The following is a 17,121-nucleotide window of genomic DNA, read 5'->3' on the forward strand; positions in this document are numbered from 1 at the left end:
CGGCCGTCCCCGCGCGGGGACGGCCGCTCTGCGATGTGCGCGGGCTACGCGTCAGCCGTTGTACGGGCCGTAGTCGTAGTCCTCCAGCGGGACGGCCTGGCCGGAGCCGGAGCCGAAGGGGCTGTAGTCGATGTCGTCGTAGCCGACGGCCGAGTACATCGCGGCCTTGGCCTCCTCGGTCGGCTCCACCCGGATGTTGCGGTAGCGGGACAGGCCCGTACCGGCCGGGATGAGCTTGCCGATGATGACGTTCTCCTTCAGACCCAGCAGCGAGTCCGACTTCGCGTGGATCGCCGCGTCCGTCAGCACCCGGGTCGTCTCCTGGAAGGACGCCGCCGACAGCCACGACTCGGTGGCCAGCGACGCCTTGGTGATACCCATGAGCTGCGGACGACCCGAGGCCGGGTGACCGCCCTCGGACACGACCCGCCGGTTCTCGGTCTCGAACCGGCCGCGCTCGACCAGCTCGCCGGGCAGCAGCTCGGCGTCGCCGGACTCGATGATCGTCACCCGGCGCAGCATCTGCCGGATGATGATCTCGATGTGCTTGTCGTGGATCGACACGCCCTGCGAGTTGTAGACCTTCTGGACCTCGGCCACCAGGTGGATCTGCACCTGGCGCTGGCCCAGGATGCGCAGCACGTCGTGCGGGTTGGTGGCACCGTAGGTGAGCTTCTGGCCGACCTCGACGTGGTCGCCCTCGCCCACCATGAGCTTGACGCGCTTGGAGATCGGGTACGCCAGCTCGTCGGAGCCGTCGTCCGGCGTGACGACCAGCTTCTTGGTCTTCTCGGTCTCCTCGACCCGCACCCGGCCGGCCGCCTCGGAGATCGGGGCGACACCCTTGGGCACGCGGGCCTCGAACAGCTCGACGACACGCGGCAGACCCTGGGTGATGTCGTCACCGGCCACACCACCGGTGTGGAAGGTACGCATCGTCAGCTGGGTGCCGGGCTCACCGATCGACTGGGCGGCGATGATGCCGACCGCCTCGCCGATGTCCACCAGCTTGCCGGTGGCCAGCGAGCGCCCGTAGCAGTAGGCGCAGGTGCCGACGGCCGACTCGCAGGTCAGGATCGAGCGGACCTTGACCTCCTCGACGCCGAGCCGCACCAGCTGGTCGATGAGCACGTCGCCGAGGTCGACGTTGGCGGGCGCGACGACCTTGCCGTCCACCACCACGTCCTCGGAGAGCATGCGCGCGTACACGCTGGTCTCGACGTCCTCCGCCTTGCGCAGTACGCCGTCGGCGCCGCGCTCGGCGATCCGCAGCTTCAGACCGCGCTCGGTGCCGCAGTCCTCCTCGCGGATGATGACGTCCTGCGAGACGTCCACCAGACGACGGGTCAGGTAACCCGAGTCGGCGGTACGCAGCGCGGTGTCGGCCAGGCCCTTACGGGCACCGTGGGTGGAGATGAAGTACTCCAGCACGGACAGGCCCTCACGGAAGGACGCCTTGATCGGCCGCGGGATGGTCTCGTTCTTGGCGTTGGAGACCAGGCCTCGCATACCCGCGATCTGACGCATCTGCATCATGTTTCCGCGGGCGCCGGAGTCGACCATCATGAAGATCGGGTTGGTCTTCGGGAAGTTGGCGTTCATCGCCACGGCGACCTCGTTGGTCGCCTTGTTCCAGATCCCGATCAGCTCGTCCGACCGCTCCTGCTTGGTGATCAGACCGCGCTCGTACTGCTTCTGGACCTTCTCGTCCTGCGCCTCGTAAGCGGCGATGATCGCCTTCTTCGCCTCCGGCACGACGATGTCGGTGACCGAGACGGTGACGCCGGAACGGGTGGCCCAGTGGAAGCCGGCCGCCTTCAGGTTGTCGAGCGTCGCCGCCACGATGACCTTCGGGTAGCGCTCGGCGAGGTCGTTGACGATCTCCGAGAGCTGCTTCTTGCCGACCGCGTAGTCCACGAACGGGTAGTCCTCGGGCAGCAGCTCGTTGAAGAGCGCCCGGCCCAGCGTGGTGCGCAGCCGGAAGCTGTCACCGACCTGGTACGGCTGCTCGCCCTCGACGGGCTCCGGCGGCGTCCAGCCGCGCGGCGGGACGGTGCCCACCGGGAAGCGGATGTCGACCGGCGCCTGCATCGACAGCTCACGGTTGTCGAACGCCATGATCGCCTCGGCGGTCGAGCCGAAGGCCCGGCCCTCACCGATGATCGTGCGCTCTTCGGAGTCCGTGGTCAGGAAGAACAGACCGAGCACCATGTCCTGGGTCGGCATGGTGACCGGGCGGCCGTCGGCGGGCTTGAGGATGTTGTTCGAGGACAGCATCAGGATGCGGGCCTCGGCCTGCGCCTCCGCGGACAGCGGCAGGTGCACGGCCATCTGGTCGCCGTCGAAGTCCGCGTTGAAGGCGGTGCAGACCAGCGGGTGGATCTGGATCGCCTTGCCCTCGACCAGCTGCGGCTCGAAGGCCTGGATGCCCAGGCGGTGCAGCGTCGGCGCGCGGTTGAGCAGCACCGGGTGCTCGGCGATGACCTCTTCCAGCACGTCGTACACGACCGTACGGCCGCGCTCGACCATGCGCTTGGCCGACTTGATGTTCTGCGCGTGGTTGAGGTCCACCAGGCGCTTCATCACGAACGGCTTGAAGAGCTCCAGCGCCATGGCCTTCGGCAGGCCGCACTGGTGCAGCTTGAGCTGCGGGCCGACGACGATCACCGAACGGGCGGAGTAGTCGACGCGCTTGCCGAGCAGGTTCTGCCGGAAGCGGCCCTGCTTGCCCTTGAGCATGTCGGACAGCGACTTCAGCGGGCGGTTGCCGGGGCCCGTGACCGGGCGGCCGCGGCGGCCGTTGTCGAAGAGCGCGTCCACGGCCTCCTGGAGCATGCGCTTCTCGTTGTTCACGATGATCTCGGGCGCGCCGAGGTCGAGAAGCCGCTTCAGGCGGTTGTTGCGGTTGATGACGCGGCGGTACAGGTCGTTCAGGTCGGAGGTCGCGAAGCGGCCACCGTCCAGCTGCACCATCGGACGCAGGTCCGGCGGGATCACCGGGACGCAGTCCAGCACCATGCCGTTGGGCTTGTTGGTGGTCTGCAGGAAGGCGGAGACGACCTTGAGGCGCTTGAGCGCGCGGGTCTTCTTCTGGCCCTTGCCGGTGCGGATGATCTCGCGGAGGCGCTCGGCCTCCTCGTCCAGGTCGAAGGACTCCAGGCGCTTCTGCAGCGCCGCGGCACCCATCGAGCCCTGGAAGTACGTGCCGAAGCGGTCGCGCAGCTCGCGGTAGAGCAGCTCGTCGCCCTCCAGGTCCTGGACCTTGAGGTTCTTGAAGCGGGCCCACACCTCGTCGAGGCGGTCGATCTCGCGCTGCGCGCGGTCGCGCAGCTGCTTCATCTCGCGCTCGGCACCCTCGCGGACCTTGCGGCGGACGTCGGCCTTGGCGCCCTCGTTCTCCAGCTCGCCGAGGTCGGCTTCCAGCTTCTTCTGCCGGGCCTCGACATCGGCGTCACGGCGCTGCTCGACCTGCTGCCGCTCGACGGAGACCTGGGCCTCCAGCGACGGCAGGTCGCGGGTGCGGCGCTCGTCGTCGACCCAGGTGATCATGTACGCCGCGAAGTAGATGACCTTCTCCAGGTCCTTCGGGGCGAGGTCGAGCAGGTAGCCCAGGCGCGACGGGACACCCTTGAAGTACCAGATGTGCGTGACGGGCGCGGCCAGCTCGATGTGGCCCATCCGCTCACGGCGCACCTTGGCGCGCGTGACCTCCACGCCGCAGCGCTCACAGATGATGCCCTTGAAGCGCACGCGCTTGTACTTGCCGCAGTAGCACTCCCAGTCCCGGGTGGGGCCGAAGATCTTCTCGCAGAAGAGCCCGTCCTTTTCCGGCTTGAGGGTGCGGTAGTTGATGGTCTCGGGCTTCTTGACCTCGCCGTGCGACCAGGTCCGGATGTCGTCCGCGGTGGCCAGGCCGATCCGCAGCTCGTCGAAGAAGTTGACGTCGAGCACTGTGTCGTCAATCCCTCTCAGGGTTGATTCTCAAATGGTCTGAACGGGTCGTGGGGGCCGCCGGGCCCGGCCGTACGAGGTGTACGGCCGGGTGGCCGGCGGAACCCGTCAGACCTCTTCGACGCTGCTCGGCTCGCGCCGGGACAGGTCGATACCGAGCTCCTCCGCGGCGCGGAACACGTCCTCGTCGGTGTCGCGCATCTCGATGGACATGCCGTCCGAGGACAGCACCTCCACGTTGAGGCACAGCGACTGCATTTCCTTGATGAGCACCTTGAAGGACTCGGGAATGCCGGGCTCGGGGATGTTCTCGCCCTTGACGATGGCCTCGTAGACCTTCACGCGGCCGAGCACGTCGTCGGACTTGATGGTCAGCAGCTCCTGGAGTGCGTACGCGGCGCCGTACGCCTCCAGCGCCCACACCTCCATCTCGCCGAATCGCTGCCCGCCGAACTGCGCCTTACCACCCAGCGGCTGCTGGGTGATCATCGAGTACGGGCCGGTGGAGCGGGCGTGCAGCTTGTCGTCCACCAGGTGGTGCAGCTTGAGGATGTACATGTAGCCGATCGAGATCGGGTCCGGGAACGGCTCGCCGGAGCGGCCGTCGAAGAGCCGGGCCTTGCCGGACGGCAGGACCAGCCGGTCGCCGTCGCGGTTGGGGATCGTGGACTCGAAGAGCCCGCGGATCTCGTCCTCGCGCGCGCCGTCGAAGACCGGGGTGGCGACGTTGGTGCCGGGCTCGACGCGGTGCGCGTCGATCGCCTCCAGCCGGCGCGCCCACTCGTCGGCGATGCCCGAGACGTCCCAGCCCTGCTTGGCGAGCCACCCGAGGTGGATCTCCAGCACCTGGCCGGGGTTCATCCGGGACGGCACGCCGAGCGGGTTGAGGATGATGTCGACCGGGGTGCCGTCCTCCAGGAACGGCATGTCCTCGACCGGCAGGATCTTCGAGATGACGCCCTTGTTGCCGTGCCGGCCGGCGAGCTTGTCGCCGTCGGTGATCTTGCGCTTCTGCGCGACGTAGACGCGGACCAGCTGGTTCACGCCGGGCGGCAGCTCGTCGCCCTCCTCGCGGTCGAAGACCCGGACGCCGATGATCTTGCCGACCTCGCCGTGCGGGACCTTCAGCGAGGTGTCGCGGACCTCGCGGGCCTTCTCACCGAAGATCGCGCGCAGCAGCCGCTCCTCCGGCGTCAGCTCGGTCTCACCCTTCGGGGTGACCTTGCCGACCAGGATGTCGCCGGCGACCACGTCGGCGCCGATCCGGATGATGCCGCGCTCGTCGAGGTCGGCGAGCACCTCCTCGGAGACGTTCGGGATGTCCCGGGTGATCTCCTCGGGGCCCAGCTTGGTGTCGCGGGCGTCGACCTCGTGCTCCTCGATGTGGATCGAGGACAGGACGTCGTCCTGCACGAGGCGCTGCGACAGGATGATCGCGTCCTCGTAGTTGTGGCCCTCCCACGGCATGAACGCCACCAGCAGGTTCTTGCCGAGCGCCATCTCCCCTTCCTGGGTCGACGGACCGTCGGCGAGCACCTGGCCGACCACGACGCGGTCGCCCTCGTTGACGACGACCTTCTGGTTGAAGGACGTGCCCTGGTTGGAGCGGGAGAACTTCGCGATGCGGTAGGTGTTGTACGTGCCGTCGTCGTTGGTGACCGTGACGTAGTCGGCGGAGACCTCCTGGACCACACCGTCCTTCTCGGCCTTGATGACGTCGCCGGCGTCGACCGCGCAGCGGTACTCCATGCCGGTGCCGACCAGCGGGGCCTCCGCCTTGATGAGCGGCACGGCCTGGCGCATCATGTTCGACCCCATGAGCGCGCGGTTGGCGTCGTCGTGCTCCAGGAACGGGATCATCGCGGTCGCGACCGACACCATCTGGCGCGGCGAGACGTCCATGTAGTCGACGTCGTCGCCGGGGATGTAGTCGATCTCGCCGCCGCGGCGGCGGACCAGCACGCGGGACTCGGCGAACCGCAGGTCGTCGGTCAGCGGCGCGTTGGCCTGCGCGATGACGAAGCGGTCCTCCTCGTCGGCGGTCAGGTAGTCGACGTCGTCGGTCACGACACCGCCGACGACCTTGCGGTACGGCGTCTCGACGAAGCCGAACGCGTTGACCCGGCCGTAGGAGGCCAGCGAGCCGATCAGACCGATGTTCGGGCCTTCCGGCGTCTCGATCGGGCACATCCGGCCGTAGTGCGACGGGTGCACGTCACGGACCTCGAAGCCGGCCCGCTCACGGGACAGACCGCCGGGGCCCAGCGCCGACAGGCGGCGCTTGTGGGTCAGACCGGACAGCGGGTTGGTCTGGTCCATGAACTGCGACAGCTGGCTGGTGCCGAAGAACTCCTTGATGGAGGCGACGACCGGCCGGATGTTGATCAGGGTCTGCGGCGTGATCGCCTCGACGTCCTGGGTGGTCATGCGCTCGCGGACCACGCGCTCCATACGCGCGAGGCCGGTGCGGACCTGGTTCTGGATCAGCTCGCCGACGTTGCGCAGGCGGCGGTTGCCGAAGTGGTCGATGTCGTCGACCTCGACCACGATGGTGGAGCCGTTCTCACCGGTGGTCTCGGTCTCACCGGCGTGCAGCTTCACCAGGTACTTGATGGTCGCGATGATGTCCTCGGTGGTGAGCACACCGGCGTCCAGCGGCGCGTCGCTGCCGAGCTTCTTGTTGACCTTGTAGCGGCCGACCTTCGCGAGGTCGTAGCGCTTGGGGTTGAAGTAGAGGTTCTCCAGCAGCGTCTGGGCGGCCTCCTTGGTCGGCGGCTCGCCCGGGCGCAGCTTGCGGTAGATGTCGAGCAGTGCGTCGTCCTGGCCCTGGGTGTGGTCCTTCTCCAGGGTGGCGCGCATCGACTCGTAGTCGCCGAACTCCTCAAGGATCTGCTCGGTGCTCCAGCCGAGCGCCTTGAGCAGCACCGTGACCGACTGCTTGCGCTTGCGGTCGATGCGGACACCGACCATGTCGCGCTTGTCGATCTCCATCTCCAGCCAGGCACCCCGGGACGGGATGATCTTGGCCGAGAAGATGTCCTTGTCGGACGTCTTGTCGATGCTGGAGTCGAAGTACACACCCGGCGAGCGGACCAGCTGCGAGACGACGACACGCTCGGTGCCGTTGATGCAGAAGGTGCCCTTCGAGGTCATCAGCGGGAAGTCGCCCATGAAGACCGTCTGGGACTTGATCTCGCCGGTCTCGTTGTTGGTGAACTCGGCGGTGACGAAGAGCGGGGCGCCGTACGTGAAGTCGCGCTCCTTGCACTCGTCCAGCGAGTTCTTCGGGGGCTCGAACCGGTGGTCACGGAACGTGAGCGACATCGACCCGGAGAAGTCCTCGATCGGGGAGATCTCCTCGAAGATCTCCTCCAGACCGGACTTCCTGGGGACGTCCTGCCCACTGTCCAGCGCCGCCTCGACCCGGGCCTTCCACGCCGCATTGCCGAGCAGCCAGTCAAAGCTCTCGGTCTGGAGCGCGAGGAGGTTCGGAACTTCGAGCGGTTCACGGATCTTCGCGAAAGAGATGCGCAGCGGGGCAGTGCTGGCGCCGTTGTTCGAATTGGCAGTCGAGGCGTTGCGCGAGGCGGCCAAGAGGGGGTCCTTCCGAGGGCTCGGACTCACTACGCGCGTACCGGTCCGCCCCTGAGGACCAGAGGGAAAGCCCTGATGGAAGGGCCTTCTCAGCAGCTCTCAGACGTGGGCATGCTCCTGGTGACGGGCCAGGCAGCAGCTAACAGGCAGCGCAAAGGGTCAGTGTAGCCACTTGGCACACTGATGTCCAGGCTGAGATTCGGAGTACCGAATCGTCGCCCCCTCTGCCCGTCTCGCGACCCCAAGCCTCGGAACCTGGAACCGCCTCCGTCAACCCTGCCGTCGTCCTGCGTCCTGCTGCATAGCCATGCATTCCCGCATCGCCGACGATCCATGCATCGGATCATGCATGGGATCGGCGCTGGGCCGCGGCCGGCCCCGCCGGGATCGCGTCCAACGTCGTGGCGCGTCCTGAGAATTGCGCGCCGCGTGCCAAACGTCAAGGCCCCGGCCCCGCACACATGCGCGAGCACCCGTTCCCAGCAGGAGGGATCACCTTATCCGCCGGGTACGACAGCCCCCGGCGCGGCCCGCCGAAGGGCGTACGAACGACCGAGGGCGGCCACCCTTCCGGGTGACCGCCCTGCGGTAGGTGGAGCAGCGAGTGCTCCTACGTCACGGTGTGTGACGGGGGGTGTTACTTGACCTCGACCGAGGCGCCGGCGGCCTTGAGGGACTCGGCGGCCTTGTCCGCGGCCTCCTTGGCGACCTTCTCCAGGACGGGCTTCGGGGCGCCGTCCACGAGGTCCTTGGCCTCCTTCAGACCCAGCGAGGTCAGCTCGCGCACGACCTTGATGACCTGGATCTTCTTGTCGCCCGCGGCGGTGAGGACGACGTCGAACTCGTCCTGCTCCTCGGCGGCCTCGGCCGGAGCGGCGACACCCGCGCCACCGGCGGCGACGGCGACGGGGGCGGCGGCGGTGACGTCGAACTTCGCCTCGAACGCCTTCACGAAGTCGGCGAGTTCGATGAGGGTGAGCTCCTCGAACTGGGCGAGCAGGTCTTCCTGGCTGAGCTTCGCCATGATGGCGGTCCTTCCACTAAATCGGCGGGTGCCGGAATGTCGTACAAGTCGGCGGGCGTACGGTCGGCCCGCGTAAGCCGGTGCGCTGGTGCGTGGTGCGGTCGCGCGCCGGCCCCGACCGGAGCCGTCAGGCCCCGGTCATCGTGCGAGCCGAATTACTCGGCACCGCCCTGCTCGGCCTCTGCCTTCTTGGCACGAAGCGCCTCCGCGGTGCGGACGAACTTCGCGGGGAGCGCCTGGAAGAGCGCGGCAGTCTGCGACTGCTTGGCCTTCATGGCACCCGCCAGCTTGGCGAGCAGAACCTCGCGGGACTCGAGGTCCGCAAGCTTCTTGATCTCGTCGGCGGACAGCGCCTTGCCGTCAAGGACACCGCCCTTGATGACGAGAGCGGGGTTGTCCTTGGCGAAGTCGCGCAGACCCTTCGCCGCCTCCACCGGGTCACCGGTGACGAAGGCGACAGCCGACGGACCCGCGAACAGGTCGTCGAGCTGGGTGATCCCGGCCTCGTTGGCCGCGATCTTGGTCAGCGTGTTCTTCACCACGGCGTACTGGGCGTTCTCACCGAGCGAGCGGCGCAGCGTCTTGAGCTGCGCGACGGTGAGACCGCGGTACTCGGTCAGCACAGCGGCGTTCGAGGCGCGGAACTGGTCCGTCAACTCGGCCACCGCGGCAGCCTTGTCAGGCCTCGCCATGAGTCTCGGCCTCCTTCCGGGGTGATGGACCGCGCGGAACGAAGGACGAGGCGGTGTGCCCCGGGCAAAACAAACGCCCCGGCGCAAGCGCACGGGGCGTGACTCGACGCTGCCTTCCGGATCTCCCTGACGGGATACCCTGCGGGCCTCGGAGTCCATCCACGGTCACCTGCGCGGGCCGTCCGCATCAGCGGATCCTTCGGCCGTCCCGCCCGGAATTCCGGACACGACGGCAACCAGCGGTCTTTGGCTTCACCGGAAGCGTACGGGACCGCGCCCCCGCGGGGCAAATCGCCCGCGGGGCCCGCGGCGGGACCGGGCGCACCGGTCAGGCCGTGGCACTCGTGGGCGGCGGAGGGACGATGGTCTGCGCGGCCGGCGGCTGCTGGATGCGGACGACGCCGCCGAAGTCGCTGAAGACGTCGGTGATGCGCTCCTTCCCGTCGTCGCTGACCATCCGCACCGGCAGCCCGTCCGCGCCCACCCACACGTCGACGCCAGCCGATTCCGGTACTTTGCGCGCCGCCACGATCCGGGCGTCCGCGGGGACGGTGCCCCGGTAGTGCACCGTCGGACGACCCTCCACCGTCTCGCGCCCGATCAGCGTGACCGGCCCGCTGGACGGCATCAGGAGCAGCCGGTGGACCGGGCTGTAGTCCATCTGCTCCGACATCGCCGCCGCGACCTCCTCGCCCATGGTGGCGGCCAGGGTGAAGCGCAGCCAGCCCTTCCCCTTGTTCGGGCCGGCGGCCGGCGGATCGACCTGGACGTATTCGAACCCGTCCAGCGTGCGCATCTCCATGCGGTCGTGGTGGTTCATCCCCTGCATGCCCAGCGCCGCGGGCGCCGCGGTGACGACCGCCCCCGCGTCCGGGCCGCCCCACGAGTTGATCCCCGCCAGCGTGGCCGTCTTGCCCCCGCGCTGCTGCACGGAGACGACGTGCACGGAGCGCATCGCCTCGGCCCGGTCGACCATGGCGACGATCGCCTTGGCCGCGGCGCTGTCCGGGTCGGGGGCCGCGCCGGACGCAGGCGCCTTCGCGTTCGTACCGGGCGCCGCGCCCTGGTGGTACGAGCCGCCGCCATCGCAGGCCGCGGCGGTGAGCGCGAGAACGATGACCGCCACGGCCGCCGTCGCCGTACGCATGGTGTGCCCCCCTGTCGGGCGCGTTCCCCAGCGCCACAGAGCATCGTAGACGCGGAACGCCCCGCACCCCCCGGGGAACGGGGGATGCGGGGCGTCCGCAGGACTTCGGCCGGGGTCAGACCGCGGCCGGGTCCTCCTCGGTGAGGAGGTTGCGCGTGCGGTTGGGGTCGACCAGGATGCCGGGGCCCATCGTCGTGGAGACGGCCGCCTTCTTCAGGTAGCGCCCCTTCGCCGCGGACGGCTTCAGACGCAGGATCTCGTCCAGCGCCGCCGCGTAGTTCTCCACCAGCTGGGCGTCGTCGAACGACACCTTGCCGATGATGAAGTGCAGGTTGGAGTGCTTGTCGACGCGGAACTCGATCTTGCCGCCCTTGATGTCCGTCACGGCCTTGGCCACGTCGGGCGTCACGGTGCCGGTCTTCGGGTTCGGCATCAGACCACGCGGGCCGAGGACGCGGCCGAGGCGGCCGACCTTGCCCATGAGGTCCGGGGTGGCGACGACGGCGTCGAAGTCCAGCCGGCCCTTCGCGACCTCGTCGATCAGTTCGTCGGAGCCGACGATGTCGGCGCCCGCGGCTTCCGCGGCCGCAGCACGGTCACCGGTCGCGAAGACCAGGACCCGGGCGGTCTTGCCGGTGCCGTGCGGAAGGTTCACGGTGCCACGGACCATCTGGTCGGCCTTGCGCGGGTCCACACCCAGGCGGAAGGCGACCTCGACGGTCGAGTCGAACTTGGTGGACGAGGTCTCCTTGGCGAGACGCACCGCTTCCAGGGGCGCGTACAGCCGCTCCCGGTCGATCTTGGCGTCCGCAGCGCGGAGAGACTTGCTGCGCTTGCTCATGGAACTACTCCTGTAGCTGTTTCGATGGAGTTCGTGGTGCGGGCCGAGCAGGCCCTCCCACATGTGCTGCTGCTGCCCTACGAGGCGGCTGTCAGCCCTCGACGGTGATGCCCATGGAACGGGCCGTACCGGCGATGATCTTCTCCGCCGCGTCCAGGTCGTTCGCGTTCAGGTCGGGCATCTTGGTCGTGGCGATCTCGCGCACCTGGTCGCGGGTGAGCTTGGCGACCTTCTTGGTGTGCGGGGTGCCGGATCCCTTGTCGACGCCCGCGGCCTTGAGGATCAGCTTGGCGGCCGGCGGGGTCTTGGTGACGAAGGTGAAGGAGCGGTCCTCGTAGACCGTGATCTCCACCGGGATCACCATGCCGCGCTGCGACTCGGTGGCCGCGTTGTAGGCCTTGCAGAACTCCATGATGTTGACGCCGTGCTGGCCCAGCGCGGGGCCGACCGGCGGCGCAGGGTTGGCCGCACCGGCGTTGATCTGGAGCTTGATCAGCCCCGTGATCTTCTTCTTCTTGGGAGGCATTGCTCTCTCCGGGTCCTGTTGAGAGTTTTTTCCATGCCTGCGAGCAGGCATACCGCACCACGATAGCGGGTACCGCCCCCGGCCCCGAAATCCGTTCCGCGCCGCCCCCGCGGCCGACCCCGGCGGGCGGGCTCCGCACGGCACGGAGCCGCTCGTTCTGCTGCCTCTCGGCAGACACTCCGAGTAGCGGTACGATCACAGCACGCCATGCACTTTCACCCCCTCAGATGCCTCTACCAGCAGACGAGTTGCACCCGCACCTCCGTCAACTCCCGTAGCGGAACCTGAAGTTCTGGTCTACGCGGGAAGAATTCTTGGCATGGACACTTCCCGTGGCTACCTACTGGCTGGTACCACAGTGCTGCAGGAAGCCCTCACCCAGGAGGTTCCGTGAAGCTGAGCAGGCCCCTCACCGCTCTCACCGCGCTGGCGTCCGCCCTGGCGGCGGCGCTGGTCTTCTCCGGCCCGGCCCAGGCGGCAGGGCCCGCCTACGTCGCGCTCGGTGACTCGTACTCCGCCGGCAACGGCGCCGGCAACTACATCAGTTCCAGCGGCGACTGCCACCGCAGCAACAGCGCGTACCCCGCACTGTGGGCCGCCGCCCACAGCCCGTCCTCGTTCACCTTCGCCGCATGTTCCGGCGCGGTCACCACCGATGTGACGAACAGCCAGCTCGGCGGGCTGAACTCCTCCACCGGCCTGGTCTCCCTCACCATCGGCGGCAACGACGCCGGCTTCGCCGACGCCATGACCACCTGCGTGACCGGCTCCGACAGCACGTGTGTCAGCCGCATCAACACGGCCGAGACGTACATCCGCAACACCCTGCCCGGCCGCCTGAACACCACCTACAACGCGATCCGCGCCAAGGCGCCCAACGCGAAGGTCGTCGTCCTCGGCTACCCGGACATGTACGACCTGTCGGCGTGGATCTGCATCGGCCTCAGCGACACCAAGCACCAGAAGATAAACGAGGCCGCGGACGTCCTGGACACCACGATCGCCTCGGTCGCGGCCTCCCACGGCTTCGCCTTCGGCGACGTGCGCAGCACCTTCAAGGGCCACGAGCTCTGCTCGGGTGACGACTACCTGCACTCCCTCGTCATCTCCCCGAGCTGGGAGTCCTACCACCCGACCGCCACCGGCCACTCCGCCGGCTACCTCCCCCTCCTGAACGCCAACGACTGACCGGCGGCGGCCGCGCACACGACCGAGCCCCTGCCCTCCGGAAGCGAAGGGCAGGGGCTCGGTCGTACGAGGAGCTAGTTCTTCTGGATCTGGTCGAAGCTCAGCTCGACCGGGGTCTCGCGGCCGAAGATCTCGACGAGGCCCTTGACCTTCTTCGAGTCGGGGTTGATCTCGTTGATCGTGGCCTGGAGAGTGGCGAAGGGGCCGTCCGTGACGGTGACGGAGTCGCCGACCTCGAAGTCCAGGACCTGGACCTCGACCTTGCGGGGGACCGCGGTGCCCTCGGCGATGGCCGCGGCCTCGGCGGCCGCCTCGACCTCGGGGGCGAGCATCTTGACGATCTCGTCCAGGGTCAGCGGGTAGGGGTCGTAGGCGTTGCCGACGAAGCCCGTGACGCCGGGGGTGTTGCGGACGACGCCCCAGGACTCGTTCGTCAGGTCCATGCGGACCAGGACGTAGCCGGGGAGCTTGTTCTGCCGGATGGTCTTGCGGTCGCCGTTCTTGATCTGAACGACTTCCTCCTGCGGGACCTCCGCCTGGTAGATGTACTCCTCGACGTTCAGCGAGACGGCACGCTGCTCCAGGTTGGACTTCACCCGGTTCTCGTACCCGGCGTAGGTGTGGATCACGTACCACTCGCCGGGGAGCGTGCGGAGCTCCTCGCGGAAGGCGGCCACGGGGTCGACCGGAGCGGCCGGCTCCTCGGTGTCGCCGGTCTCGTCGGTGTCCTCAGCCGCGTCAGCCGCCTCGGATGCGGTCTCGTCGGCGTCCGACTCCTCCGACTCCTCCGCGTCCTCCGCCTCGTCGGCGTCCGCGTCCTCCGCCGACTCGGCCGGGTCCTGCGCGTCAGCGGGCTCCTCGGCGGCCTCGACGACGTCGAGCGCGGCTTCCTCGCCCTCGACGGACTCGTCGGCGTCGTACACGTTCGGGTCAGACACGGTGACTGCTTCTTCCTGACTTCAAGGGTGGCACTGCGGGCGGGGCGACCAGCGCCCGGCGCCCTCCGCGCGGACAGGCGGGACGCGGAACCCGGCCCGAAACCGGCCCGGCAAGAGCGGACGGCTCAGCCGAAAACGGCGGAAACGAGCTTGCTGAAACCCCAGTCAACCACGCTCACGAACGCGATGACGACCACAACGAACACAATCACCACAGTGGTGTACGTGGTCAGATCGTTGCGCGTGGGCCAGACGACCTTGCGGAGCTCCGCGACGATCTGGCGGTAGAAGAGCGCGAGACGGCCGAGCGGCCCCTTCTTCGCGCGCTTGCCGCCGCGGCGGGGCTTCTTCTCGGCGTCGCTGTCGTCCTGAGACGCGTCAGGCTCAGGGACCTCGATGGAGTCCGTGATCTCAGTCACTCGTCCTCACCTGACTCCGGGTCGTGGCCGTGCCGCGCCCGTCGCGCGGTACGGCGAGTGCCTTCTTGCCTGCATCTGCCTGCCCACGTCCGGGGAGGACGTGTGGAGCAGGGCCGGAGGGACTTGAACCCCCAACCGCTGGTTTTGGAGACCAGTGCTCTACCAATTGAGCTACGACCCTTCGACAGACACTCCCAACGTACCGCAGGCGACATCGCCGGGAGGCCATCGAGCGTTGAGTGTACGTGCTCGGAGGCATCTCGTCGAACGCCTTGCCTCGGATTGCCTCCGAACGCGTTCTCCGGGGCCCAAACCCCGGTGCCGGGGGCGGTCGGTGTCTGGGACGATGCAGGTATGAGCGCAGCCACTCCCCCAGTACCACCGGCGACCGATCGGCGCGTGTCGGTCCGTGTCGGTGCGATCTCCGAGTCCGCCACCCTCGCCGTCGACGCCAAGGCCAAGGCCCTCAAGGCCGCCGGGCGCCCGGTGATCGGCTTCGGTGCAGGAGAGCCGGACTTCCCGACGCCCGGCTACATCGTCGACGCCGCCGTCGAGGCCTGCCGCAATCCGAAGTTCCACCGCTACACGCCTGCCGGCGGGCTGCCCGAGCTCAAGGCCGCCATCGCCGCCAAGACGCTGCGCGACTCCGGCTACGAGGTCGACGCCTCGCAGGTGCTGGTCACCAACGGCGGCAAGCAGGCCATCTACGAGGCCTTCGCCGCGGTGCTCGACCCGGGCGACGAGGTCATCGTGCCCGCTCCGTACTGGACCACCTACCCCGAGTCGATCCGGCTCGCGGGCGGCGTGCCGGTCGAGGTCGTCGCGGACGAGACGACCGGCTACCGGGTCACGGTGGAGCAGCTGGAGGCGGCCCGCACCGAGCGCACCAAGGTCGTGCTCTTCGTGTCGCCGTCCAACCCGACCGGCGCGGTCTACAGCCCGGCCGAGACCGAGGCGATCGGCCGCTGGGCCGTCGAGCACGGCCTGTGGGTGCTCACCGACGAGATCTACGAGCACCTGGTCTACGGCGACGCGGTCTTCACCTCGATGCCGCAGGTCGTGCCGCAGCTGCGGGAGAAGTGCATCGTCGTCAACGGCGTGGCCAAGACGTACGCCATGACCGGCTGGCGGGTGGGGTGGATCATCGGCCCCAAGGACATCGTCAAGGCCGCGACGAACCTCCAGTCGCACGCCACCTCGAACGTCAACAACGTGGCGCAGGCGGCCGCCCTGACCGCCGTCAGCGGCGACCTGGACGCCGTCGCCGAGATGCGCACCGCCTTCGACCGGCGCCGCCGGACGATCGTGCGGATGCTCAACGAGATCGACGGCGTCGTGTGCCCGACGCCCGAGGGTGCGTTCTACGTCTACCCCTCGGTCAAGGGCCTGCTCGGCAAGGAGATCCGCGGCAAGCGGCCCGCGGACAGCGTGGAGCTGGCCGCCCTGATCCTGGACGAGGCCGAGGTCGCCGTCGTCCCGGGCGAGGCCTTCGGCACACCGGGCTACCTGCGGCTCAGCTACGCGCTGGGCGACGACGACCTGGCCGAGGGCGTCTCGCGGCTGCAGAAGCTGCTGGGCGAAGCCCAGGACTGAGCGCCCGCCCGTCCCCGGAATTCGGCCCGATGATGCATTCGGGCAAGCCCCCGTTCGGAGAATCCGGTTCCGAGCGGGGGCTCGCGTTTGGCAGGATCTTGGGATGGCACGCGATGTACGTACGTCGGGGGGCGGTCCCGGCCGCCGGGATGTCCGGAAGCTCCCCAAAGCACACCTCCACCTGCATTTCACCGGCTCCATGCGCCCCGCGACCCTGCTGGAGCTGGCCGACAGGGACGGCGTCCGGCTGCCCGACGCGCTGACCTCGGACGAGCCGCCCAAGCTGCGGGCCACCGACGAGCGCGGCTGGTTCCGCTTCCAGCGGCTCTACGACGCCGCCCGCAGCTGCCTGCGCACCCCCGACGACATCCACCGGCTGGTGCGCGAGGCGGCCCAGGAGGACGCCGCGGACGGCTCCGGCTGGCTGGAGATCCAGGTCGACCCGACCTCGTACGCGCCCCGGCTCGGCGGGCTCATCCCCACCCTGGAGCTGATCCTGGACGCGGTGCACACCGCGTCGCGGGACACCGGCGTGGGCATGGCGGTGATCGTCGCCGCCAACCGCATGAAGCACCCGCTGGACGCCCGTACGCTGGCCCGGCTCGCCGTCCGCTACACCGACCAGGGGGTCGTCGGCTTCGGGCTGTCCAACGACGAACGCCGCGGTCTGGCCCGCGACTTCGACCGCGCCTTCGCCATCGCCCGGGACGGCGGCCTGCTCGCCGCCCCGCACGGCGGCGAGCTCGCCGGGCCCGCGAGCGTCCGCGACTGCCTGGACGACCTGCACGCGCAGCGCGTCGGCCACGGCGTGCGCGCCGCCGAGGACCCGCACCTGGTGCGCCGGCTCGCCGACACAGGCGTCACGTGCGAGGTCTGCCCGGCCTCCAACGTCGCCCTGGGCGTCTACGACAAGCCCGAGGACGTCCCGCTGCGCACGCTGTACGACGCGGGCGTCCCGCTCGCCCTCGGCGCCGACGACCCGCTGCTCTTCGGCTCGCGGCTCGCGGCCCAGTACGAGATCGCGCGCGACGTGCACGCCTTCACGGACGCGGAACTGGCCGAACTGGCCCGCCAGTCCGTCCGCGCCTCGCGCGCCCCGCAGGAGGTCCGTGAGCGGCTCCTGGAGGGCATCGACGCGTGGGCGGCGGAGCCCCCGGAGGGCTAGGGCCGGGGCTCGGGGGGGCCGGGGCTCGGAGGGCTGGAGCCGG

Annotated in this window: 12 protein-coding genes and 1 tRNA gene; 3 read left to right on the plus strand and 10 right to left on the minus strand. The window is 69.0% G+C overall.

Annotated features, from left to right (window positions below; translation table 11 throughout):
• Window positions 1-51: 51 nt before the first annotated feature.
• The 7 genes from IH54_RS0122700 to rplK form a co-directional block, all read right to left on the minus strand.
• The gene (locus IH54_RS0122700; protein WP_031519743.1) at window positions 52-3,951 is read right to left on the minus strand and encodes a DNA-directed RNA polymerase subunit beta'; all 3,900 of its coding nucleotides are present in this window, start codon (window positions 3,949-3,951) and stop codon (window positions 52-54) included.
• Between the two features lie 108 nt (window positions 3,952-4,059).
• Window positions 4,060-7,545 carry a DNA-directed RNA polymerase subunit beta gene (gene rpoB / locus IH54_RS0122705; protein WP_031519745.1) on the minus strand — a complete coding sequence of 1,162 codons (3,486 nt, stop codon included), beginning with the start codon at window positions 7,543-7,545 and terminating at the stop codon, window positions 4,060-4,062.
• A 637-nt stretch (window positions 7,546-8,182) separates the two neighbouring features.
• Entirely contained in the window at window positions 8,183-8,569 is a 387-nt protein-coding gene (gene rplL / locus IH54_RS0122710) for a 50S ribosomal protein L7/L12 (protein WP_031519747.1), read from the minus strand.
• Between the two features lie 155 nt (window positions 8,570-8,724).
• Complete coding sequence (rplJ, locus tag IH54_RS0122715) at window positions 8,725-9,261, minus strand: 50S ribosomal protein L10 (protein WP_031519750.1); 537 nt, start codon at window positions 9,259-9,261, stop codon at window positions 8,725-8,727.
• Window positions 9,262-9,589: 328 nt separating this feature from the next.
• Window positions 9,590-10,408: a hypothetical protein gene (locus tag IH54_RS0122720; RefSeq protein ID WP_031519753.1), complete on the minus strand. Its 819-nt coding sequence runs from the start codon at window positions 10,406-10,408 to the stop codon at window positions 9,590-9,592.
• 115 nt (window positions 10,409-10,523) lie between these two features.
• Complete coding sequence (gene rplA / locus IH54_RS0122725) at window positions 10,524-11,249, minus strand: 50S ribosomal protein L1 (protein ID WP_031519755.1); 726 nt, start codon at window positions 11,247-11,249, stop codon at window positions 10,524-10,526.
• A gap of 91 nt (window positions 11,250-11,340) precedes the next feature.
• A complete protein-coding gene (gene rplK, locus IH54_RS0122730; RefSeq protein WP_031519757.1) occupies window positions 11,341-11,775 on the minus strand; it encodes a 50S ribosomal protein L11 in 435 nt (144 codons plus the stop codon).
• A 390-nt stretch (window positions 11,776-12,165) separates the two neighbouring features.
• On the opposite strand from rplK, the gene IH54_RS0122735 reads away from it, so the two are divergent.
• Window positions 12,166-12,963, plus strand: coding sequence for an SGNH/GDSL hydrolase family protein (locus IH54_RS0122735; protein ID WP_031519759.1), 798 nt, complete (start codon window positions 12,166-12,168; stop codon window positions 12,961-12,963).
• 74 nt (window positions 12,964-13,037) lie between these two features.
• Here IH54_RS0122735 and nusG read toward each other — a convergent pair whose 3' ends face one another.
• The 3 genes from nusG to IH54_RS0122750 form a co-directional block, all read right to left on the minus strand.
• Window positions 13,038-13,901, minus strand: coding sequence for a transcription termination/antitermination protein NusG (nusG, locus tag IH54_RS0122740; protein ID WP_031519761.1), 864 nt, complete (start codon window positions 13,899-13,901; stop codon window positions 13,038-13,040).
• A gap of 125 nt (window positions 13,902-14,026) precedes the next feature.
• Window positions 14,027-14,311 (minus strand): preprotein translocase subunit SecE, encoded by a 285-nt coding sequence (secE, locus tag IH54_RS0122745; protein ID WP_043181932.1) that lies wholly within the window; start codon window positions 14,309-14,311, stop codon window positions 14,027-14,029.
• 117 nt (window positions 14,312-14,428) lie between these two features.
• Window positions 14,429-14,501: transfer RNA gene (locus IH54_RS0122750), tRNA-Trp, on the minus strand.
• 218 nt (window positions 14,502-14,719) lie between these two features.
• On the opposite strand from IH54_RS0122750, the gene IH54_RS0122755 reads away from it, so the two are divergent.
• Window positions 14,720-15,913 (plus strand): pyridoxal phosphate-dependent aminotransferase, encoded by a 1,194-nt coding sequence (locus IH54_RS0122755; protein ID WP_159012001.1) that lies wholly within the window; start codon window positions 14,720-14,722, stop codon window positions 15,911-15,913.
• 103 nt (window positions 15,914-16,016) lie between these two features.
• Complete coding sequence (locus IH54_RS0122760; protein ID WP_052397754.1) at window positions 16,017-17,078, plus strand: adenosine deaminase; 1,062 nt, start codon at window positions 16,017-16,019, stop codon at window positions 17,076-17,078.
• Window positions 17,079-17,121: the final 43 nt, after the last annotated feature.

Source organism: Streptomyces sp. NRRL F-5123 (assembly GCF_000721495.1).
Lineage (GTDB): Bacteria > Actinomycetota > Actinomycetes > Streptomycetales > Streptomycetaceae > Actinacidiphila.

Excerpts from the sequence above, each read along its gene's own strand:
- rplL (WP_031519747.1), bottom strand. The coding sequence starts at position 8,569 with ATGGCGAAGCTCAGCCAGGAAGACCTGCTCGCCCAGTTCGAGGAGCTC.
- rplJ (WP_031519750.1), bottom strand. The coding sequence starts at position 9,261 with ATGGCGAGGCCTGACAAGGCTGCCGCGGTGGCCGAGTTGACGGACCAG.
- IH54_RS0122720 (WP_031519753.1), bottom strand. The coding sequence starts at position 10,408 with ATGCGTACGGCGACGGCGGCCGTGGCGGTCATCGTTCTCGCGCTCACC.
- rplA (WP_031519755.1), bottom strand. The coding sequence starts at position 11,249 with ATGAGCAAGCGCAGCAAGTCTCTCCGCGCTGCGGACGCCAAGATCGAC.
- rplK (WP_031519757.1), bottom strand. The coding sequence starts at position 11,775 with ATGCCTCCCAAGAAGAAGAAGATCACGGGGCTGATCAAGCTCCAGATC.
- IH54_RS0122760 (WP_052397754.1), top strand. The coding sequence starts at position 16,017 with ATGGCACGCGATGTACGTACGTCGGGGGGCGGTCCCGGCCGCCGGGAT.